Origin of the sequence: Corynebacterium ulcerans (assembly GCF_000767685.1) — a bacterium.
GTDB classification, from domain to species: domain Bacteria; phylum Actinomycetota; class Actinomycetes; order Mycobacteriales; family Mycobacteriaceae; genus Corynebacterium; species Corynebacterium ulcerans.
On record NZ_CP009622.1, the window covers coordinates 1340605 to 1362582 of the forward strand.

The 21978-nt window shown below is 52.6% G+C and carries 15 protein-coding genes; 4 read left to right on the plus strand and 11 right to left on the minus strand.

Going from position 1 to position 21978, the window contains the following annotated elements:
* Positions 1–57: 57 nt before the first annotated feature.
* From CULFRC11_RS06085 to aspS, 7 genes are all read right to left on the minus strand, one after another.
* Positions 58–933, minus strand: coding sequence for a shikimate dehydrogenase (locus tag CULFRC11_RS06085; protein WP_023635783.1), 876 nt, complete (start codon positions 931–933; stop codon positions 58–60).
* A 114-nt stretch (positions 934–1047) separates the two neighbouring features.
* On the minus strand, positions 1048–2196 hold the full coding sequence (gene mltG, locus CULFRC11_RS06090) for an endolytic transglycosylase MltG (RefSeq protein ID WP_023635784.1): 1149 nt from the start codon (positions 2194–2196) through the stop codon (positions 1048–1050).
* A 3-nt stretch (positions 2197–2199) separates the two neighbouring features.
* Complete coding sequence (ruvX, locus tag CULFRC11_RS06095; RefSeq protein ID WP_014525846.1) at positions 2200–2793, minus strand: Holliday junction resolvase RuvX; 594 nt, start codon at positions 2791–2793, stop codon at positions 2200–2202.
* Positions 2794–3159: 366 nt separating this feature from the next.
* On the minus strand, positions 3160–5832 hold the full coding sequence (gene alaS / locus CULFRC11_RS06100) for an alanine--tRNA ligase (RefSeq protein WP_023635785.1): 2673 nt from the start codon (positions 5830–5832) through the stop codon (positions 3160–3162).
* A 232-nt stretch (positions 5833–6064) separates the two neighbouring features.
* Positions 6065–7402, minus strand: coding sequence for a replication-associated recombination protein A (locus tag CULFRC11_RS06105; protein WP_023635786.1), 1338 nt, complete (start codon positions 7400–7402; stop codon positions 6065–6067).
* Between the two features lie 188 nt (positions 7403–7590).
* Positions 7591–8922, minus strand: a complete 1332-nt coding sequence (locus tag CULFRC11_RS06110; RefSeq protein WP_023635787.1) for a phosphotransferase family protein — start codon at positions 8920–8922, stop codon at positions 7591–7593.
* Positions 8923–9057: 135 nt separating this feature from the next.
* Positions 9058–10851 (minus strand): aspartate--tRNA ligase, encoded by a 1794-nt coding sequence (aspS, locus tag CULFRC11_RS06115; protein ID WP_038620594.1) that lies wholly within the window; start codon positions 10849–10851, stop codon positions 9058–9060.
* Positions 10852–11169: 318 nt separating this feature from the next.
* On the opposite strand from aspS, the gene ypfJ reads away from it, so the two are divergent.
* Positions 11170–12045: a KPN_02809 family neutral zinc metallopeptidase gene (ypfJ, locus tag CULFRC11_RS06120; RefSeq protein ID WP_031270349.1), complete on the plus strand. Its 876-nt coding sequence runs from the start codon at positions 11170–11172 to the stop codon at positions 12043–12045.
* 44 nt (positions 12046–12089) lie between these two features.
* Here the strand turns inward: ypfJ and CULFRC11_RS06125 are convergent, their stop codons facing one another.
* The 3 genes from CULFRC11_RS06125 to CULFRC11_RS06135 are packed head-to-tail and all read right to left on the minus strand — an operon-like array spanning position 12090 to position 17716.
* Positions 12090–14849, minus strand: a complete 2760-nt coding sequence (locus tag CULFRC11_RS06125; RefSeq protein WP_023635790.1) for a DEAD/DEAH box helicase — start codon at positions 14847–14849, stop codon at positions 12090–12092.
* A gap of 35 nt (positions 14850–14884) precedes the next feature.
* Entirely contained in the window at positions 14885–16906 is a 2022-nt protein-coding gene (locus CULFRC11_RS06130) for a YhgE/Pip family protein (RefSeq protein WP_023635791.1), read from the minus strand.
* A gap of 42 nt (positions 16907–16948) precedes the next feature.
* Complete coding sequence (locus CULFRC11_RS06135) at positions 16949–17716, minus strand: ATP-binding cassette domain-containing protein (protein ID WP_023635792.1); 768 nt, start codon at positions 17714–17716, stop codon at positions 16949–16951.
* Between the two features lie 160 nt (positions 17717–17876).
* Between CULFRC11_RS06135 and CULFRC11_RS06140 the strand changes: the two genes are divergently transcribed.
* The 3 genes from CULFRC11_RS06140 to CULFRC11_RS06150 all read left to right on the plus strand — a co-directional run bounded on the left by CULFRC11_RS06140 (position 17877) and on the right by CULFRC11_RS06150 (position 20639).
* Positions 17877–18479, plus strand: coding sequence for a TetR/AcrR family transcriptional regulator (locus tag CULFRC11_RS06140; RefSeq protein WP_023635794.1), 603 nt, complete (start codon positions 17877–17879; stop codon positions 18477–18479).
* Positions 18467–19003: a CE1759 family FMN reductase gene (locus tag CULFRC11_RS06145; protein WP_023635795.1), complete on the plus strand. Its 537-nt coding sequence runs from the start codon at positions 18467–18469 to the stop codon at positions 19001–19003. Before CULFRC11_RS06140 ends, CULFRC11_RS06145 begins: the two co-directional genes overlap by 13 nt.
* 229 nt (positions 19004–19232) lie before the next feature.
* Entirely contained in the window at positions 19233–20639 is a 1407-nt protein-coding gene (locus CULFRC11_RS06150) for an L-serine ammonia-lyase (RefSeq protein WP_023635796.1), read from the plus strand.
* A gap of 67 nt (positions 20640–20706) precedes the next feature.
* On the opposite strand, the gene hisS is transcribed toward CULFRC11_RS06150, so the two are convergent.
* Positions 20707–21978: a histidine--tRNA ligase gene (hisS, locus tag CULFRC11_RS06155; RefSeq protein WP_023635797.1), complete on the minus strand. Its 1272-nt coding sequence runs from the start codon at positions 21976–21978 to the stop codon at positions 20707–20709.

Genomic DNA, 21978 nt, shown 5'->3' on the forward strand with positions numbered 1-21978 from the left:
CTGCTAACACTAGCGCTCTTAGCTTTTCGACGTCTGTAGGTCCCCCCCCTCGCCGTTTTATCCCTCCGGAGAGATACGCAGCACCCGATATAAAGCAGATCTCATTGTCTCACGCGGAGCATCTTTTCCGGTAAAGAGCCTGAATTGCCCAAAGGCCTGATGCGCAAGCATGACATGCCCACCTACCACAGGAGTTCCATGAGCGATTGCTGCTTGAGTTAACGGAGTCGGCCACGGGGAATAGATAACGTCGAGAAGCGGCGCATGAATAGCCTGATGCGCTAGCTGGCTGCTTCCCTGAGCCGGAATGGTAGAAATCGTTACTGCAGACTTTGCGGCGAGCTCGTTTATGCCCGCATCAAGACAAGCGAAGGATAAGGATGTATCCGTACCCTCTACTAGAGGATAAAACTCCGCGCTACGCTCACTACGGTTAGCTATCGTGATGTGTTTGATTCCCGATTGAATCAAGGACCACACAGCAGGCCTAGCCGTCCCCCCTGCACCAAGAACAAGCGCATGCGCCCCCTGCAGTGGGGTGAGGTCACCGTCAAATAATTCACTAAGAGCGCCTGTCACCCCATCTACATCTGTATTATCCGCAATCCATCCGGCATCGCTGCGAATTAACGTGTTTGCTGCACCAATCCGGGCAGCCCTAGGAGTGGCTTCAGTGGCGTAGTTCAACGCCGCAAACTTTGCCGGCATAGTCACAGAAAAGCCTTGATACGTGGTGTCTGCGTTGCCTACTACATCGGGCAATTGCGTCTCTGTGCACAGGATTCGACCATAATCCCAATGAGTTAGTCCCAGCGCCTGGTAACCAGCGTTATGCAGCGTAGGAGATAAAGAATGCTCAATGGGGCTGCCCAGTACCGCAGCACGGTGTGTGATTGTTTCTGAAGACGCGGACGATGCAGACAGTGTGGTCATGGTAGCTAAGTATAGAAAGAGCCTCCGACCCATGTCTCATGTTCACTATAAAAGTGCCATCTAAAACATGGTCGGAGGTTTTCTTGTGTCTATCCCAGAATCTAGTATCCGTTTTTAACGGTTACTATCTAGAACGCCATTTTCGATCGAATCGCGCGTTGCTCGCTGATGATCGTCGAAATTATTACTAAATACCGTTGTTCCATCGCGGTGGGTCGTAACAAAGTAGAGCCAGTCGCCGGTCGCTGGGTTTTCCATTGCGTCGATAGCTTCTTTGGAAGGGCTAGCAATCGGAGTAGCTGGCAATCCTTCCATAGCGTATGTGTTCCACGCAGTCTTTTTTCCGCGGTCTTCATCCGTGGTAGCAACTTCTTGCTCGCTCAGCCCATAGTTAACTGTGGAGTCGAATTCCAGCCGCATCGGCTTAGCCAGACGATTCAAGATCACTCGGGCGACCTTATCAAAGTCTCCCGCGGGTGCTTCTCGTTCTACGAGTGATGCTGCGGTAAGCAGATCATATGGCTTAATTCCCATGGCATCGGCACGTCCTTCTATGTCCGTGCTTTCAAATGCCTTAGCGCCACGGGTAATCAAATCATTCAAGATTCCCTTAGCATCACTCGTGGGGTTCACTATGTACGTTCCGGGGACAATAAGTCCTTCAAGGCGCTTAGGATCATTACCTCGAGCTTTTACTGCTTCAACCGCCCACGCAGGGACACCCAACTCCGAAGGATCTGCGGTGCCCGCCACTTTTTGGAGTTCCTCTGGAGCAATGCAGTTTGTAGATCCCTGGGTGCAGGTTACATCGGAGATCATCGAGTAAATACCCTTGCGAGTATTCCCCTTAACAACTGTGACGTCCAATAATGTAGCGCCGCCGGGGATACCCAGGGCCTCGACCTTATTAGCAGGATCAAGAAGAGCATTAACGGCCTCAGCAGCGCTCATATGCTGCTGCAGCCTATAAAAACCCGGCTCAATGCGGCTAGCGTTGGGGTGGGAAAATGCTGCGGATTGGAAAGCGTTATTTGTTGCTACTACCTTGCGTTTTTCTAGCTCAGGTCCTAGCTCAGAAAGAGAAGAGCCCTCAGGAATCTCCACTAACTCATAATTTCCGTTACCAGCACCCTTGTAATCTGATCCACCGTTAAAAAGATGCACACCAATATAAGTAACAGCACCGATGATCAAGACAAGCGCTGCTACTAAAACAGCTAGGCCACGCTGACGGCGCTTGACATACTTACTTTCCATTCGCATCGATCAACGCCTTTCATTCGGGGATTCTGGATTCAAAGCTGTCTCTGGAATGGCTAACGCGTCTGTGCTGCCTTCTTCTGTCGAGCTTGCCATATCATTCCGCTCTTTATATGCGTGTCGCCCATCCAACCACGATTGTAAAATTTCTACCGCAGCGGCTTGGTCGATTACTTTGCGCCCTGTTTTCTCGGAAATACCAGAAGCTCGAAGCGCTTGCGTGGCTACAACCGTGGTAAGCCGCTCATCAGCTAACCGTACGGGAATCGAAGATTCAGCGGCTTGGAGGCGTCGAGAAATCCTAAAAGCTATGTCTTTGGCATGTTTGACACTTTTAGAACCGTTTCCCTTGAGATCCCGAGGAAGCCCTACTACAACTTCAACCACACTGTACTCACGGATAAGCTCCAACAGCCGGTCTATGTCACCCTGATCTCGATCCCTCAGTCCTGTTTTACGAGGAACAGTTTCCACTGGCATTGCTAATCGAGCATCTCGATCAGATGCAGCCACACCGATTCGCACGGTGCCTACGTCAATACCCAGTCGTCGCCCATTTCCGGGATCATCAATACCAGGGGTATCGGGGGTAATCGGCATAGGTATCCTTTGAATTCTTATAGCTAAAACATGGACTGAACACCTATGCATGTCGCGACATTCTCAAAAAAAGAATGCGTATACCTGCACAAAAGGTGAATCACTCAAAAACTGTGCTCCAAAGAATGGAACGGGACATAACAACGTTACCTTTTTGTGACCGTGATCGTCCAACGATCATTTATTCAGTCTCAAGTTTGCACACATAGGCAGTTCCATAAAATGTTGTTTTTCTACCACTAACTCAGCGCCTCAACCCCACCATATATAAAAGAGCACCGACCTCTAGAGAAACCTCATTTTCCTAGAGAGCCAGTGCCCTTTTCCTTGTATCGTATGACCTACGTTATGTACGTCGTACTGCGACTAGCTGCGGATTTCATCTTTAATAGCCGCGACACCAGATTCAAAGCCTGCGATGTCTCGCGCAGATCCTTGAGCCATATCTGGTTTACCGCCACCATTACCTTGGATGTACCCACCGAGTACCTTGGCCAGCTCATTAGCTTTCATGCCTTGTGCTACCCCCGCCTTCGTTGCGGCAACCACAAATGGAGTCTTGCCTGTGCCATCTTCCGCGATCAAAGCGATCACAGCTGGTTTATCCCCTAGCCGTGACTTCAAATCAATAGCCAAAGCACGCACATCATTGCTAGAAACGTGTTCTGCCAAGCGATGCGCTACAACAGCTACTCCGTTAACCTCATCGGCCTCTGCCAGAAGTGTCGCGGCCTGATTACGCAATTGTGCTGCGCGAAGATCGGCCACGGCTTTTTCAGCTTCCTTGAGCTTCTGGGTAAGAGATGCGATCCGCTCAGGAACATCATCCGTCTTGGCCTTCATTGAAGCAGCGATCCCCTCAACCAGCGCCCGTTCTTTTGCCAAATATTGGAAAGAATCAAGGCCGGAATACGCCTCGATACGACGCACACCAGAACCCACAGAAGACTCGCCTAGGATAGCCACTGGACCAATCTGTGAGGAATGCTCAACGTGAGTTCCACCGCAAAGTTCCATGGAGAATGGGCCACCGATTTCTACAACACGCACGGTAGAGCCGTAGTTCTCACCGAACAGAGCCATGGCGCCCATAGCTTTCGCCTCATCAAGCGAAGTTTCAATGGTATTCACGGCCCAGTCAACGTCTACAGCTTGATTAGTGATCAACTGAATCTGCGCGAGTTGGTCAGCAGTAAGGGCCTCAGTGTAGTTGAAGTCAAAGCGAAGATACCCTGGCCGGTTCAAAGAACCTGCCTGAACAGCAGTAGGACCGAGTACGTCACGCAGTGCCGCGTGAATCAAGTGCGTAGCCGAGTGCGCTTGACGCGCGCTATGGCGCCATTGCTTATCGACGTTCGCGGAAACCGTATCCCCGACGCTTAATCCGCCTTGAACCACAGTTGCCTTGTGCACCCATAGTTTCTTACCGATCTTCTGCACATCGTTGACGTTTACGATGGTGTCGCCCATGACAATGGTGCCGCGATCTCCTATCTGACCGCCGGCTTCGGCGTACAGCGGAGATGCCTCCAAGATAATTTCGACCTCTTCGCCCGTGGCGACCTCATCAACTTTAGCCCCGCCGGCGATCATGCCGAGCACCTTCGATTCCGTGCTGAGCTCGCTATAACCCGTGAACTCGGTCGGATGCTCGTCTACCCACTCGCGGTAGATACTGAGGTCCACGTGTCCGTGCTTCTTAGCCCGGTTATCGGCCTTAGCACGCGCACGCTGTTCAGCCATGAGCGAATCAAAACCAGCGGTGTCCACTTCTAGCCCGGCTTCAGCAGCCATTTCTAGGGTCAAATCAATGGGGAAACCGTAAGTATCGTGCAGCTTGAAGGCAGATGCGCCGTCGAGAAGCTTCTTGCCCTCGGTTTTCACCTCGTCCGCTTTTTCTTCAAAAAGCTGTGTTCCGGAAGCAAGGGTCTTGAGGAAGGCTTTCTCCTCTGTAAGAGCGACCTTGAGGATACGCTCACGGTTATCCGCGATCTCAGGATAAGACGGAGTCATCGTATCCATGATGGTGTTCATGAATTGTTCCAAGGTAGTGCCCTTGGCCCCAAGAAGGTGAGCGGAACGAATGATACGGCGCAGGAGACGGCGCAAGATGTACCCACGACCCTCATTACCTGGCGTTACGCCATCAAGGATCAGCATCATACCTGTGCGTGAATGATCCGCGATCACGCGGAATCGGATGAGGTCTTGTTGCGGTGCACCCTCGCCATAGGAAGCGCCCGTGAGCTTCTCTGCTACATCAATCACCGGACGCAGCAGATCTGTCTCATAGACGTTGTCTACGCCTTGGAGAATACACGCGACTCGCTCGACGCCCAGGCCGGTATCAATGTTCTTTTTAGGCAGCGGGCCCAGAATCTCAAAGTTATCTTTTCCAATTCCCTCGCCGCGCTCATTCTGCATGAAGACCAGATTCCAGATCTCCATGTAGCGGTTGTCGTCGGCAATTGGACCGCCTTCTTTGCCGTAAGCAGCACCACGGTCATAATAAATCTCAGAGCACGGACCGCAAGGTCCTGGGATGCCCATTGACCAGTAGTTATCTGCCATCCCTAGCCGCTGGATGCGCTCCGCGGGAATGCCGATCTTTTTGTTCCAGATATCGGCAGCCTCATCGTCGTCAAGATAAACGGTGACCCAGAGGCGTTCTGGATCAAGCCCAAATCCGCCTTCAGCTACGGGGTCTGTGAGTAGCGACCATGCGTGGGTAATCGCGCCTTCTTTAAAGTACTGGCCGAAAGAAAAGTTGCCGGCCATCTGGAAAAACGTGTTGTGACGGGTGGTAATTCCGACTTCTTCAATATCCAGAGTGCGCACGCACTTTTGAATCGACGTAGCAGTGCCGTTGGGGAACGGCGGATTCTGTTGGCCAAGGAAGTATGGCTTAAACGGAACCATACCGGCGTTAACAAAAAGCAGGTTCGGGTCATCCAAGATCAGCGACGCACTTGGCACAGCCTGGTGGCCAGCTTTAACAAAGTGATTGGTGAAGCGTTCCCGAATTTCATGGGTCTGCACGGCAGTGTTCCTCGCTTGTTGTCTTGAGAATCTAGTAATACTCACGAGGCCAGCAACAGCTTTTCGACGCATCCAGCATCACACGTCACCACGCCTCATGAGGCCCTTCATCACCCTACCCGGGAGAATCTAGGCAGTCGGGCTACTACTCTACCCGCTCGCAGCGCTGATTCCATGCTGGGCTCCCAGAATTACCACCGAGCCCCCTCGAAAATAACCAAGAAGGGCACCGCTACGAGGGCCGAATCATGCGACGAAGCCGACCAATGTAATCAGAAATCCGCTTTTCTGCCCCGTGTTCCGTAGGTTGGTAATACACTGCATTATCTAGCTCAGGCGGCACATAACGTTGTTGCACCACACCACGCGGATCATCGTGCGGATATTTATACCCCACAGCATTTCCCAGCTGCTTTGCCCCCGCATAATGCCCATCACGTAAATGTGCTGGTACTGGTCCGAATTTTCCTTTTTTAATGTCAGTGAGAGCCCCGTCAACTGCACAAATCACGGCATTGGACTTCGGTGCAGTAGCTAAATGAATCGTCGCTTGAGCCAACGTTATCCGAGCCTCAGGCATTCCTATCATCTGAACAGCTTGTCCCGCAGCTACAGCTGTTTGCAGTGCAGAGGGATCAGCCATACCAATATCTTCGCTCGCGTGAATTATCAGCCTTCTAGCGATAAATCGCGGGTCCTCCCCTGCGTCGATCATTCGCGCCAAATAATGCAACGCAGCGTCCACGTCTGAGCCTCTAATTGATTTAATAAAGGCACTGGTCACGTCATAATGCTGATCGCCATCGCGGTCATAGCGCACGATAGCGCGGTCTACGTTCTCGCGAATAGCGTCGACCGTGAGCGGCTCGTTATCAGGAATCGCTTCTGCTGCAGCCTCAAGATATGTAAGCGCCCTGCGTGCGTCTCCACCCGCTAGCAGCACCAGTTGTTCAAGAGCTTCATCCGTTACCTGAATTCGCTCTCCTAGCCCGCGGGGATCAACGATGGCGCGTTGGAGTACTTCTTTAACAGCATCCGGGTCTAATGGTTGCAGTTGTAATACTAAAGAGCGGGAAAGAAGTGGAGAAACGACAGAAAAAGAAGGATTCTCTGTAGTGGCAGCGACAAGAAGTACGGTTCTGTTTTCCACTGCAGCAAGTAACGCATCTTGCTGTGTTTTAGAAAAGCGGTGTACCTCGTCGATAAACAGAACAGTCCTCTTGCCATGTATAAGGCTGCGTCGTGCCTCCTCGATGACAGCACGCACTTCCTTTACACCGGAATTCAACGCCGATAGACCAACAAAATGATGGCCGGTGGCCGAACTAATAAGCGACGCGATCGTCGTCTTGCCGGTACCCGGTGGCCCGTACAGAATCACGGATGCCTCACCTGAGCCCTCGATGAGGCGCCGTAGTGGCCGCCCTTGTCCCAGTAGGTGCTGTTGCCCCACGACCTCATCAAGCGAACGTGGACGCATTCTCGCAGCGAGAGGAGAGTGTGCACCGGCTGCGAAGACTTCAGGTTTAACACTGTCCCCTGTGTCCCCGGTGCTAAAAAGATCCTCCATGATGTGTTCGCCCCTCCTCTGTGAATTCAGCACAAACCTGACAGTTACACGTTAAGTCCCAATTCTTGAGGCATTAATGTGGGCCCGTCGAAAAAACATAGAGGCGCCAGTAATATCCCTAGCACCTCTACATAATGTAGGACTTACTAATCAGCCACTTTGTTTGCCCAGCGTTAGTTTCAACACTGTTAATCGAGCTTTTCTACAAGCTTACCTGCAAAATCCGCTACGACGGGGAATCGTGAATCTGACTCACGACGTGCAAACCTGTACAGGGCTTCAAATGTTTCATACAGATCTCTTCTGATGAGGACCAGAGCTTCTCTGTCCTCATCAAAAACGGCGTTTTCCTCGTCCTCTTCATCAGAAATATGGAAAATGTCGTGCAACAACGTATTACCCGAAGTCGTCAGTCTCGAAACTATTGCATCAACGTTCATGGACTCGGCTCCATCGGACACCATGCCTTGGTAGAGGTCCTCAAACGCCTCATTGTCATAGCCCATGTGCATCATGGCCACGGAAGAAAACGCCCAGCCAACCAATGCTGTAAGAATACGGGCATGGAGCCGCGAGAGATTCCGAACGTTGGGCCACATGCCAGCTACTTGTTGCGCCCAAGAATCAATAAAGATGTCTGCTTCATCGTCCATGACTGGACGTGCAAAGAGGAACTGCGGGAAACCCGCCACCACGCATGCGACATCGAAAGCAGCGTCACGGAACCCCGCCCACTCATAGTCCAAGAAATGCGTCTTATCGGAAACAATGATGTTGTCTGGGGACAAGTCAAAAGGAGTAAACGCTCGATGCTGCCCCGAGGTCAAACGACGCCGGGCATTATCAGCAAATTCCTTTACTACCTCGGGGATAACGATCCCCTGTTGCTCGATGAGCTTGATGCCTACCTCGATATACATTCGGAGCAAGCGCTCACGGAAATCGTGCATCTCCGTGATCTCAGGATGCTTGGTCAGCATTCGATGCAAGAGGATGTCAAAATCCTGCTCTTTGGATGCCGTTCCCACGTGCAGCTTGCCTATGGCTTCTCCCAGATTTCGGAGAATCTCAATACGCAAATCTGCGTTCGAGCTATCCAGTAAGTCAGCAAAAGTATCGCCATCACCAGAATCTGAAATGACCAGGATATGTTCGTCAACGTCATACGCCAACAGCACGGGGCCAGGTCGGACTTCTTCGCTCAAGGAAGTCGTGAACTGATAAGAAACCACTTCCCGCATTAACGTGGATTCGTCGATTAGCCGACCCGTTGGGGGAATATATTTAAGGACCACCGAACGTTGCTGCAAAAACGGCGATGGCGCAACCCTAGCTCTTAGCACAATCGCGGTACCCGAGCCGTTTAGTTGTTCTACTTCTAGTAGTTCTTGACGTCCGCCATATCGCTTTGAAAGAAGCTCTTGTGCTGCTTCCACTATAGATTCGACAGATGTTTTGTTTTCAGCATGGTCAACGACCACTTGGACTCCAAGTTTGCTGTTCTTGCTCATTCGGCCCATGTGCACTGCCCTCCTCGAGCATGTCGTGCCACATCCGAGCCGAACTGTAGGTGCACAACCAAACACAACGACTCGGATGATGATCGAGGCAAGCCTCGGTAATTCTCACAAAATGCAGAATCGCTTAAAACCAGACTATTCCGCAGACTTCTTCTTAGGTTTGAAATCTACTCCTGTTTCACGACGCTGTTCCAGTGGAATCGGCGCAGGAGCATCAGTCAGCGGATCAACTCCGCCACCGGACTTGGGGAAGGCAATGACGTCACGAATAGAATCAAAGCCACCTAGCAAGGAGACAATGCGATCCCAACCAAAGGCGATTCCGCCGTGTGGCGGCGCGCCGAAAGCGAAGGCATCGAGCAAGAAGCCAAACTTCTCACGAGCTTCTTCTTCCGTAATGCCCATGACCTTGAACACGCGTTCTTGTACATCACGTCGGTGGATACGAATCGAACCGCCGCCGATCTCGTTGCCGTTGCACACGATATCGTAAGCGTAGGCCGTAGCCTCCCCTGGGTTTTCGTCGAAGGAATCCATCCACTCCGGCTTTGGAGAAGTAAACGCATGGTGCACAGCGGTCCACTTGGAATGTCCTAGAGCTACGTCACCAGAAGCAGTAGCGTCCGCGGCAGACTCGAACAAAGGCGCGTCGACGACCCAGGTAAAGGCCCAATCGCCGTCCTTGATAAGGTCCAGTTTGCGAGCAATCTCACCACGGGCTGCGCCAAGCAGGGCGCGAGAGCTCTTTGTGTCACCAGCCGCAAAGAAAATGCAGTCGCCTGGTTTTGCCCCAACATGCTCAGCAATTCCGGCGCGTTCTGCCTCAGTGATGTTCTTGGCCACTGGGCCAGACAGTTCCCCGTCTTCTCCTACCAAAATGTATGCAAGGCCCTTTGCTCCACGCTGCTTAGCCCACTCTTGCCATGCATCGAGCTGACGACGTGGCTGCGACGCTCCGCCTTCCATGACCACAGCGCCCACGTATTCGTTTTGGAAAACGCGGAAAGTGGTGTCCTTGAAGTAATCGGTGCACTCTACGATCTTGATGTTAAAGCGCAGATCTGGTTTATCAGAACCATAAAGACGCATAGCGTCGGCATAGGTCATGCGCGGAATCGGGGTAGGAATGTTGTAACCAATGAGCTTCCAGAGCTCGGTAACAATTTCTTCTGCAAGAGCAATGACATCATCTTGGTCGACGAAGCTCATCTCGATGTCGAGCTGGGTGAACTCCGGCTGACGGTCAGCACGGAAGTCCTCGTCTCGATAACAACGCGCAATCTGGTAATAGCGCTCCATGCCTGCGACCATCAACAGCTGCTTAAAAAGCTGTGGGGATTGAGGAAGCGCGTACCATGAGCCTGGCTTCAAACGAGCAGGTACGAGGAAGTCTCGTGCGCCTTCAGGGGTAGAACGAGTCAGCGTAGGAGTCTCGATCTCCACGAAGTCATGGGTATCGAGTACTCGACGTGCTGCCTGGTTAGCTTTAGAACGTAGACGCAGCGCCCCGCCCTGTGTAGGACGGCGGAGGTCGAGGTAACGGTACTTTAGTCGCGCTTCCTCTCCCACTTCTCCACCGCTTTGGGATGCATCGTCGATTTGGAACGGCAGTGCTGCTGCTTCGTTCAGGATCTCAAGATCGCTAACGTTAACCTCGATCTCACCCGACGCTAGGTTAGGGTTCTCAGATCCTTCGGGGCGGGCTTCCACCACACCGGTAACCTTGACACAGAACTCACTGCGTAAATGGTGAGCCTTCTCGGCCACGTCGTTCTCACGGAAGACCACCTGCACAAGACCAGAAGAGTCCCTTAGGTCGATGAAGATAACGCCACCGTGATCACGACGGCGAGAAACCCAACCAGTGAGGGTAACAGTCTGCCCAGCGGTATCCTTACGGAGATCACCCGCGAGATGAGTGCGCAACACGTGCACCAAATCCTTTCGCTTGTGCGGATTCAATCCGCCCTTTGCTTATCAACTGCTCGATTCTACCCCTTGAGGTACGCCCCGCGCGACAGCGGGCGCCACAATTATTATTCCGCAATTGACGAGCCAGAGAGATACCGGAAACCTTTGCCCGTGAGGCCGCGCAAGAACCTGGACTAGTGCAAGCACGTGACAGGGGGCATTCTTTTGACGGATTCCTCTTCTTTTCTCGGCTTTTAGGTGAAGTCTTGCTGAATCTTTCCTTCTTTTCCTCTTGAGCGCCGATGAAAGAGTCAAGTCGTGTGGCATGATAATTCCATGACTTTCCGTGGCGGTATAGAAAAGCCTGAAAACCTTGCGCGTTCCGGCGGTAGTGGTGGAAAAATCGCGGCCGGCGGCGGCATCGGAACTCTCCTCCTCGTGGGCATCTTTTTGCTCATGGGTGGAAATCCCTCTGACCTGGGTCAGTTTTTGGGCGACACAAACCAGCCACAAACCTCTCAAAGCTCTGGCACATTGGAGCACTGTAAAACGACTGATGACGCGAATCAGCACGCAGATTGCCGTGTAGAGTTCACCGGCATTTCCGTCAACCAAATGTGGGCGGAACAACTCCCGGCTCAAGCCGGCTTAGCCTTTAAAAAACCTCAACTAGTTGTGTTTAACAACGCCACCAACACGGGGTGTGGCGCTGCCTCCGCCGCTACAGGTCCTTTTTATTGCCCTAGTGATCAGACTGCTTATTTTGACGTGAGTTTCTTCGATCAACTGTCCAAATACGGCGGTAAAAACACTCCGTTTGCACAGGAATACATCGTTGCCCACGAGATCGGCCACCACATCCAAAACATTGAGGGCACGCTAGGCCTATCCAATTACAATGATCCTGGCCCCAATTCTAATGCAGTGAAAATCGAGCTTCAGGCAGACTGTTACGCAGGGGTCTGGGGACATTACGCAGATAAAGGCGAGAACGCTTTCCTGGAGCCAATCACCGAAGCACAGGTTAACGACGCTATCAACGCGGCACGTGCGGTGGGAGACGATAATATTCAAGAGCGCGCTACCGGACGCGTAAACAAAGAATCCTTTACACACGGCTCTTCGCAACAGCGCCAAGAGGCGTTCCTTGCAGGGTATCGCTCAGGGAAGATGAGCTCCTGCGATTTCCTCCAACGCAACGTCTACAAATAAGTGCCCCCAAGATAGGCGCTTACCTGCCTCTTGAGACCAGGATCCTATTCCGAATCCGCAACGATTTCTGTAGTATCTGCGGTCTCAAGAAGCTCAGCAGAATCCAGTCCAAGCCGCACGCGCTCGGCAGCTAAAATATCTTTAGCCAGCTGGGCTTCAGACACATCGACCGCGTCGTGTATGTCTGCCGATGCTGCTTCGCGCGCGTATTCGTCGAAAAGCTTACGTTTCTGAGCGTTGATCTCCAGTAATCGTTCATCGATGGTCTCATCTCCGAGCAGCCTATACACGCTTACTGGTTTCGTCTGTCCCATGCGGTGTGCTCTGGCAATAGCTTGATCTTCTAACGCAGGCTTCACCTGTACCTCGGTAAGCATGACCACGCTAGCCTTTTGGATATTAAGCCCTACGCCTCCGGCGCCTATCTGAGCCAACAAAACGTCTTGCCCGTTGGTTCCCAGCGCGTCCACAAGCTCTTGTCTTTTAATCGGGGCAACATCGCCGTTGATGATTCCGACACTTCGCTGTCCAAACTCAAGATGTAGGCGATCAAGGACGTCTCGGAAGTAACTGAAGATAAGGATGTTCCTCCCTTCAGTGGCTGCTTCATCAGCTAGTTCGATGATTCGTTCAACTTTTGCGCACAGCGGACGCTGCGCAACCATCGCGGCCCGGCGCGCGGACATCCAATTACCTTCTGCCACGGCATGTTTATATTCTGCGAGGTCCTGTTCTGTGAGATCGATCCACTCATCTGTCTCGATTTTTGTGGGGAGCTCATCAAGGACGTCTGTTTGGTTTCTACGGAGATAAGCTGGTGCGATTGCGTTTTTAAATTGTTGTGGGCGGAGGTTGTCTTTGTGAGTCAGTAGGTCTGGTTGTATGTAAGTGACTAGTTGGCGGAATTCGCTCAGTCGATTTTCTAGTGGAGTGCCTGTCATAAGCAGTGCATATTCAGATTTTTCGATGAGCGCTTTGACGGCTTGGGATCGCTGGGCGGCGGGATTTTTGATGAAGTGTGCCTCATCAATGATGGAAATAGTTGGCGCTGGGATGTGCAGGGATCGTGCGCCCTCATAGGTAACGATCAACACTCCGCCTTTGGTGGTCCAGGTGGAAAGGGCTGATTCTTTGAGTTCTCCGTGGGCTACGTGAACAGGGATTGTTGAGAATTTGCCGAATTCTCGGCGCCAGTTAACGATGAGGGACGCTGGAACTACAACGAGTATTCGTGCGTCTTCTGCGGTGTCGGCTTGTGCGACGATATGTGCTGCGGCAGCGATAGCTTGGACTGTTTTTCCTAGGCCCATTTCATCGCCAAGGATGACTTTCTTTTGAACTATGGCAAATTTGGCGCCAAAGCTTTGGTATCCGCGAAGGTAGAGCTCTGTGAGCAGGGATTGATCGAGGCGAAGAGCTCGTATCTTGGCGATTGTCTCTTCTGGTAGAGCGGATTGTCCTGATTCATTGCTTTCTACCTGTCTTAGAGCAGACCATAGGGTTTGATAGTGTGCCGGGCGCGTCTGATAGTCCTCCCACACGGCTTCACCAGGGTCTGTTACGGGAGGTGTGGCAAATGTTTGGGGTGCTGCGTTAGCCCACGAGATGTCTTCAATGAACTGTTCGTAATCTGAGTCGGTGCTGTTATGAGGTGCTGTGGGATCGATAAGCCCTGTGGGATTTGTCGCACGGGCGACAAGGAAGGGGGCGCCGATAAGCGCGATGTCGCGTGGGGTGCCGCGGAAGTATCCGATGAGTCGGTCTCTTCTGTTGCGTTGTTCTTCCGACAAGTTGTCGGCTTGTTCAAAGCGCGCCAGTATTTGTAGCAGCTGCACTAGTTCGGGAGTGCGGGTGTCTCCGAGGTTGGTCAGTGGTGCTGCCATGGCTTCAGAGTGAAGTGTCTGTGCAGCGCCTTTGATTCTTTTGGCCGTGGCGGCTCCGATCCCGGATACCTGGGTGAGCGTGGTCTCTGGAGTGGAAAGCGCATCAAGCACGCTGAAAACTCCCACGTTCTCCAGCCCGGTAAATCTTAGGCGCTCATTGGTTACTTCTTTCAGCGCGTCCAGTGGTAAACCCCGTACTAGTTCGGAGGCTTGACGTGATGTGATTGTTCGTGCGACGTGCTCTGCTTGGGTGCGCAGGTTAGGCACAGAATTGGGGTCATTTTCAATGTGGGTTACTAGTTTCCTGGCAGGAATCACATAGTTGCGGTCGAGGGAATCGAAAGTCGCGGTATCCATCCCCTCGCCTATCCCAAGGGCCTGAGCCAGAGAGCCGCGGGCAGCAGCAAGATAGCGTTCTGGTGTGCCGTGGATGCCTGGTGTGAGGTGTACGCCTAGGTGTTGGGCTTGGTTGGCTTCGTCGGCACGCGAAAGAATATGCGTAATGCTCAGCATGGCGCTATCAATGGCGGGATTTGATAGGAGCCGTTCAAGCTCGGCTGCTGCTTGTTGAGCGGCAGCGACATTAGTGGAACTAAAGAAGCTGAAAAGCCGGCCGTTTGCGGCGTTTGCGGACTTATCTAGTAAAGGGACCAGTGGGTTAATGAGTGCGGTATAGCTCTGCACCGTGGCCAGTACCGTGTCTTTGTCCTCTGCGAACTCTGCGTGTAGATAGAGTCCGTATGGCCACGTGATAGTGGATGTGTCAATTAATCGCACCGATCCGGCTTCAATCCCCATGTGTACGGCTCGAGCTGTGGGGAGGTCTCCAGAAACATATGAGGCCACGGCAACGGCTCGATCTTTGAGTGAGATGAGCTGTTGCGCGCGGCCTCGAAGAGCGGTGAGGTGACTACGATCCATGTATTAGAAGTCTAGGTCACTGCCTGCTTTTAACGTTAGACGGAAACTTCTGGGTGTAGGTCCTTCATCTTCATTTGTCGTTCCCGTAACGCCGCAAAGGTGGAGAAGGTAAGGAATAATGCGGCGATGAAGAAGAGTACGAGCAAAGACTGAAGTGCCCTATGATCCAGCGTCATATCAGTGTCGTAGATCATCTGACGCAGGAGGTTTACCGAGTAGGTCATTGGATCATACGTATGGAACCAGCGCAGTGGTGCAGGCTGTGTCTCCGGTGGATATAGTCCGCCGGAGGAGACAATCTGCAAGGACATAAAGGCAATACAAAGTACTCGGCCTACGGTAGAGCCAAAGACTGCGTTGAGACCTTGGGTGATAGCCATAAACGCCATAGAGGATACACACATGGCTGCCCAAAGACCGATCTCATTGTGTGCATCTAGACCGATCGCGTAGCGCTGTACAAAAAACATCACCGTCGCCTGGGAGCAACCCACGATGACTGCAGGAAGGTACGAGGCGAGCACCGCTCTGAAGGGAGCTACTCCGGTTTCAATGGCTCGGCGCTGTAGAGGACGCATCAGCATAAACGTGACGGTTCCACCCATGAAGAGTCCGAGTGCAATAAACATCGGTGAGAGCCCCACGCCAAAGAGGGACATAGTATCTTTGGTTACTTCTTGTTTGACTGGGGTCGACACATTCCGGGCGGCATCGTCTATTGTTTTTTCGCCGAAGGAAGGAACTTTATCTGCACTCTGGTTGAGTTTAAGGGATAATTCGCCAGAGCCTTCGGAAAGTTTGACTAGCCCAGAGCTCAATTGTGCAGCGCCAACGGTGAGTTGCTGGGAGCCTTCAGAAAGACGGCTCGTTCCATCCGCAAGAGTCTGTGTTCCCACGACAAGTTGTTCGGATCCATCGGAAAGTTTGTGTAGACCAGTAGAGAGTTTCTGTGCCCCGTCTGTTGCTTGGTTGACACCAGAACGGTAAGGAGCCGCGGGGTCTGAGAGCTGGCGATGAATCTCCGCAGCGCCTTGGGAAAGCTTATTGAGCTGCCCAATAATTTCAGAGTTTCCACCTATGCCTTGAGCGCTAATGGACGCAATGATTGCATCCGCACTATTAGCTAGGTCAATTGCTTGTGGAATACCTGTTGCCCGTAGTTGTGCGCTCAAGTTGACCAGCGGAATAGTCAGCTGATCCTGGGCGCTACTTGCCTGACGTGCAACGCCCACAAGCTTATCGACGCCCGCCGATACTTGTCCTGCTCCATCACCCAACGTATCTGTCGCGGTATTGAGACGTTGAAGCCCAGAAGCCAGTGTGTCTGCACCGTCTTTTGCGGTTCCGATGCCGTTATGAAGCTGCTTCGCGCCGTCGGCAAGCTTATGCGCGCCTTGATCTGCAGTATTGATGCCGTTATGAAGCTGCTTCGTACCGTCCTCAAGTTTTTGTGCACCGTCTTTTGCGGTTCCCGTGCCGTCGGCAAGCTTATGCGCGCCATCGCCTGCTGCATGTAGTCCGCTGCCGATTGTGTTAAACCCCACCAACAGCTGGTTTGCTACTTGCGCTCCAAGGCGCTCATTCACGCTTGCTAGCACACGTGCCACCACCTGATTGCCCACAGTCGTGGCTAGGAAACCATTGGCGTTGTTATATACGGCGTTGAGCTTGGCTTGGTGTGGCTTATCCGTGCTCGCACTGATTGCTGCTTCAGAGAAGTCAGAGGGTAATTCGATGGCAAAATAATAGGTGCCGTTAGCTATGCCCTCTTTTGCCGTCTCCGGATCAACTTCAATAAATTTAGCCGCCGGATTGTTGATGAGGTTTTCCACAATCTGGTCGCCGGCTTTAATATCTTTGCCGTCCTTTTTTGCGCCTTGATCAGAATTGACCACAGCCACAGGAAGCTTGTTAAGACGCCCGATCGGATCCCAGTAGGACCAGACAAAAAGGCCACCGAACAGCAGGGGCATCAAAACGATAACCACGATAGCCAGCGGGGGAAGCTTGCCATGGCCGAACCGACGAAACTCGGTTCCAATATGGAATAGGTTCACTGGCCTATCCCCTTTCCTATCCGTTGGCGTTGTTGCTTCATATCATTCATTGCTCTCCCCCAGCTGCAGCAGATTATCGAGTACATTTTTCTCCCGATCCTGCGCCCGTTTTAACGCACCAGCAACCGGTATATCTGCATCACAAATTCCATCTACGTCCGAGTTAGCAGATACCGTGACTACCGGCAGCACTTCGGATACTATTTTCAGCTGCCGTAAGAGATCAGCTCGTAGACGCAGACTCCTGATCTGGTCAATATCATCCACGATAAGAAGATCCGCATCAGGTCGCGATGTCAATGCCAAAGCAATCCTTAGCGCGAAACGCTCCAGTGGGTCCAGCTCGCCAACCTTCTTTTTACCAAAGCTTGCGGTGACCTGGATGCCAAGCAGCTCTGCCGCATGTACAAAGCTATCGATCTTCTCAATCGAAGAAGGCACCCGACGCCACCAGGTACTTGTCCACGCCGCTTGCTCGCGCACCACGGCTTTGACCGGAACAAGCCGCTCCAGGGAATCAAATTCAGGGATTCCAGCCAAAGCCACATGCTTATGGAGCTGTCGCGGAGTAGTCATTTCTCCTGATGCCGAGTTAAGCACCACTGTTCCAGACTTAGGCTTCATGCGCCCAGCCAGGGTCAATGACAACGTGGTCGCAGAGTTTTCGCGACCGCAGTGCAGCAATGTCAACCCCGGCTCAACATCGAGATACGGCAATTCAGTACCGCTAGTGAGTACGAGGTCTCGAGCGGCCAGTACCACCGGCTCGTCGGGAGCCTGCGATGACGTATGTGCTTCAGACGGGTTCATTTATTCCTCTGCTTCACTGGTTTACGAGAACCAAAGTGAGATGTTACCCTCCACATTGGAGTCAACAACATATTTCTCTCCCTGTGCTGCAATGTCAAACAGGCCTGCGCACAGATGCTTCATCAAAGCCCATGCCCCTCCCAGCACAAGGAAACCCATAATGCGATCCGACGCCATGCGTAGACGTAACAGTCTCATTGAAGCCGGGATGTCCCTACTTATTAAAGATGGAAAGGACATGACGCTTGAATCAGTAGCCGAAGAAGCCGGAGTGGGCATTGCCACCCTGTACCGTAATTTCCCCACCCGTAACGACCTCGTTCATAGCTGCATCATCGCTATTGCCGAGCGAGGAATAGCTGAGCTCAAGCGTATAGCCGACGATCCACCTTGCGATCAGGAAACCGCACTAAACCAACTTAATGAGCTGGTTAACCTCATCACGACTGTCGGCCTCAATATACTCATTCCGGCGTTGGTCCAACCAGAGGAAAAACAACTTCCTCCCGATTTTATGAGACCGCGCGAAGCACTTTTCACCCAGATTCGCAGAATCGACACGAATCTCCGTACCACAGGCCTTATCCATTCCAGTATCTCCGGCATTGACTTTTACACTGGAATTATCGCGCTATGCGCGCCCCCACACTTTGATATGGGGACGCACCCAACCCCATCGACGAAACACCTCATCACTATCTATCTAGCCGGGTGCCGCGCCGGAATATCCGCTAAGGAGGCCTCTTCATCGTGCGAACAGTGACCATTGTGTCAGCAGGATTATCCACACCATCAAGTTCTTTAGCTCTCGCTCAAGAAATCGCGACTGAGGTTCGCAAAGAGGTTGCTGCCTCAGGACAAACACTCACCGTACAGGTCATAGAGTTACGCAATCTTGCGGTTGACCTCGCACACTCGGTGACAGAAAATGCTACGTCCTTGCAATTACAGCAAGCCATCGATTCCGTACGATCTGCAGACGCTCTCATTGCGGTAACCCCGGTGTTTAAAGCCAGCTATTCCGGCCTTTTCAAGATGTTCTTTGACGTGTTACATCCCCAAGACATTCATGAAATGCCAGTGATCATCGCTGCTAATGCAGGATCCCAGCGGCATGCACTCGTCCTTGAATACGCCGTACGCCCCTTGTTTACTTATCTCAAAGCGGCAACTGTTCCCACTGCAATTCTGGCCACACCACACGACAGGTTGCCGGAAAACTCCGATGCATTCTGCCACCGAATCCGCCGCGCTGCACACGAGCTTGCGCTTCTTTTAACCCCCTAGGACTCCAAAAAATACGGTGTTTTCTTCTGATCACACGGCAATAACAATAAATTCTGACTATGAATGTAGAATCATCACACCCTGCATTACCCCAGAAAACAGACTTATGTAGTGCCACAATCACAAGCCGATAGATCGCTAGACGCCATATCACCGCCATTCGGGGGCTGATTTTGTTGTGCTCTATCTCTACTATGGATCTCACTCACCCGTTTTAAAAGGAGCACAGATGACCATCAGCATCATCGACTTGTTCAGCATCGGCATCGGCCCCTCGTCCTCACACACTGTAGGACCGATGCGCGCTGCAAACCATTTTTCCAGTGCACATCCAGAACTCTTAGAGGCAAAAATTTCCGTCACTTTGCACGGTTCCCTTGCCGCGACCGGAGTCGGCCACGGAACTGACCGCGCAACCATACTTGGCCTTGTAGGTTATGAACCAACCACTACTACTCCCGATATTGCCCCAGCATTCGGCGAACCAGTAGCCACCGAAGGCACAGTCACTGGCCCTGACGGCACTGTCTCTTACCAGCTTATTTTTGATCCCACGCCTCTTCCAGAGCATCCCAACGCGATGACTTTTATCGCCTATGATGCCGAGGGAAACCAGCTAGCCGACCCCGAGGTGTATTTCTCCGTCGGCGGCGGGTTCATCCTGACCAAGCAGGAATTCCAGGCGCAACAAGAGCCCCTTGGCTCTGGGGCATCCACGACCTCCCGGGTTTCTTCAGAAGACCCCCTACCGTATCGGTTCCGTACAGGCGACGAGCTGTTATCCGTATGCAAGCAATCCGGTCTTTCCGTAGCAGAAATCATGATGGCCAACGAGATAGCAATCCATGGAGATGCAGCACCCGTCATCCGGCACATTGATGCAGTCTGGGAAGCCATGCAAGAATGCGTAGTCCAGGGCATTAAAACGCCAGGCATTTTGCCAGGTGGTCTTGACGTCCAACGCCGCGCACCTGAACTCCATGAGTACCTTCAACGCAGCATAGATAATGCTCACGACGATGCACTGCGCGCAATGGAGTGGGTCAACCTCTACGCTCTTGCGGTCAACGAGGAGAATGCCGCAGGCGGCCGCATTGTCACAGCCCCTACCAACGGTGCGGCAGGCATTATTCCGGCAGTCATGCACTACGCCCGGGACTTCCGCAAAGATTTGTCCCCTCATTGGCACCGCGACTTCCTCCTATCCGCAGCAGCGGTAGGAGTGATCATTAAACTTAACGCTTCCATTTCAGGAGCAGAGGTCGGATGCCAAGGAGAAGTCGGCTCGGCCTCGGCAATGGCAGCAGCCGGTCTATGCCAAGTCATGGGCGGCACCCCCGAGCAGGTAGAGCATGCAGGAGAAATAGCACTTGAACATAATCTTGGTCTCACCTGCGACCCAGTAGCTGGCTTAGTTCAGATTCCCTGTATCGAGCGCAACGCAATCGGCGGCGTGAAATCCATCAACGCAGCACGCTTGTCGCTTATTGAGACCGGGCCTCACCGCGTTAAGCTCGACGAAGTTGTCAAAACGATGGCAGATACCGGCAGAGACATGCTCACAAAGTATAAAGAGACCTCCATGGGAGGCCTGGCAGTTAACCTCGGACTTCCAGTTAACCTTACCGAGTGCTAATTACAGTTGAAGGCCTTGACCCCAGAGAAGATGTTTCTGGGATCAAGGCCTTTTGCCTATCGCATGGTTAAAGACGTGCTTTTAGATCAGCTACTAGCTCATCTATAGCTACATCGCGTTGTTCCTTGGAGACCATATCTTTTACTGCAACAACGCCTTGTTCCAGTTCGCGGTCTCCCACCACAAGCGTAAAACGAGCTCCCGCACGATCGGCACCTTTCATAGCGCCTTTCAAGCCACGGTCACCATAGGACATGTCCGCAGAGACCCCCTGTGCACGCAGCTTATCGACGATGCCGACCATACTCCGCTTGGCCGCTGCTCCCATAGGAACGCCAAAAACAGCAACACGGGATCCGTCAGTAACAGTTTTTTCTTCTGCCTGAAGTGCCAACAGGCAACGATCAACGCCCAAGGCATAACCGATTCCAGAAAGTTCCTGTCCTCCGAGCTGTGCCATCAAGCCGTCATAGCGGCCTCCACCACCGATGCCCGACTGTGCGCCAAGGCCATCGTGAACAAACTCGAATGTGGTCTTGGTGTAGTAATCCAAGCCGCGCACCATTCGTGGGTTGACTGTATACGCCACCCTGAGGTCATCAAGAAGGCCCGTCACCGTTTCAAAGTGCTCGCGGCATTCAGAAGAAAGGTTATCCAGCATGAGAGGCGCATCAGCCGTCATCTCACGCACCTCAGGGCGTTTGTCATCGAGAACACGCAGCGGATTGATCTCAGCCCTGCGGCGAGTTTCTTCGTCGAGAGGCAACGCAAAGAGAAAATCCTGGAGCTTTTGACGGTACGCCGGGCGGCAGGAGTCGTCGCCAAGCGAGGTTAGTTCCAGCCTATATCCCTGCAGTCCGATGGCTTTAAGAGATCTGTCAGCAAGAGCAATGACTTCTGCGTCCAACGCTGGGTCATCAATGCCGATCGCCTCGACACCCACTTGCTGCAGCTGCCGATACCGGCCAGCTTGCGGACGCTCATAGCGGAAAAAGGGGCCATAATAATTGAGCTTTACCGGAAGCTGTCCGCGGTCAAGGTTGTGTTCGATCACTGCCCGCATAACGCCGGCGGTACCCTCAGGACGCAACGTCACGGAGCGTTCTCCGCGGTCAGCAAAGGTATACATCTCCTTGGACACAACATCGGTTGACTCACCAACGCCCCGAGCAAAAAGTGTTGTCTCTTCAAACACAGGAAGCTCGATGTGCTCGTAACCGGCAAGATGTGCCTGATGTGCGAAGGTGTCTCGAACACCAAGGAATTCCGGCGATACCGGCGGAATATAGTCAGGCACGCCTTTCGGTGCCGAGATTGTCTGAAGCTTCTTTGTACTCAC

Bases quoted from the DNA above. Each gene is read 5' to 3' on its own strand.
- ypfJ (WP_031270349.1), top strand. From the start codon at position 11,170: ATGACTTTCCGTGGCGGTATAGAAAAGCCTGAAAACCTTGCGCGTTCC.
- ruvX (WP_014525846.1), bottom strand. From the start codon at position 2,793: ATGCCGATTACCCCCGATACCCCTGGTATTGATGATCCCGGAAATGGG.
- CULFRC11_RS06110 (WP_023635787.1), bottom strand. From the start codon at position 8,922: ATGGGCCGAATGAGCAAGAACAGCAAACTTGGAGTCCAAGTGGTCGTT.
- mltG (WP_023635784.1), bottom strand. From the start codon at position 2,196: ATGCGAATGGAAAGTAAGTATGTCAAGCGCCGTCAGCGTGGCCTAGCT.
- CULFRC11_RS06125 (WP_023635790.1), bottom strand. From the start codon at position 14,849: ATGGATCGTAGTCACCTCACCGCTCTTCGAGGCCGCGCGCAACAGCTC.
- CULFRC11_RS06135 (WP_023635792.1), bottom strand. From the start codon at position 17,716: ATGAACCCGTCTGAAGCACATACGTCATCGCAGGCTCCCGACGAGCCG.
- CULFRC11_RS06150 (WP_023635796.1), top strand. From the start codon at position 19,233: ATGACCATCAGCATCATCGACTTGTTCAGCATCGGCATCGGCCCCTCG.
- CULFRC11_RS06140 (WP_023635794.1), top strand. From the start codon at position 17,877: ATGCGATCCGACGCCATGCGTAGACGTAACAGTCTCATTGAAGCCGGG.
- CULFRC11_RS06105 (WP_023635786.1), bottom strand. From the start codon at position 7,402: ATGGAGGATCTTTTTAGCACCGGGGACACAGGGGACAGTGTTAAACCT.
- CULFRC11_RS06085 (WP_023635783.1), bottom strand. From the start codon at position 933: ATGACCACACTGTCTGCATCGTCCGCGTCTTCAGAAACAATCACACAC.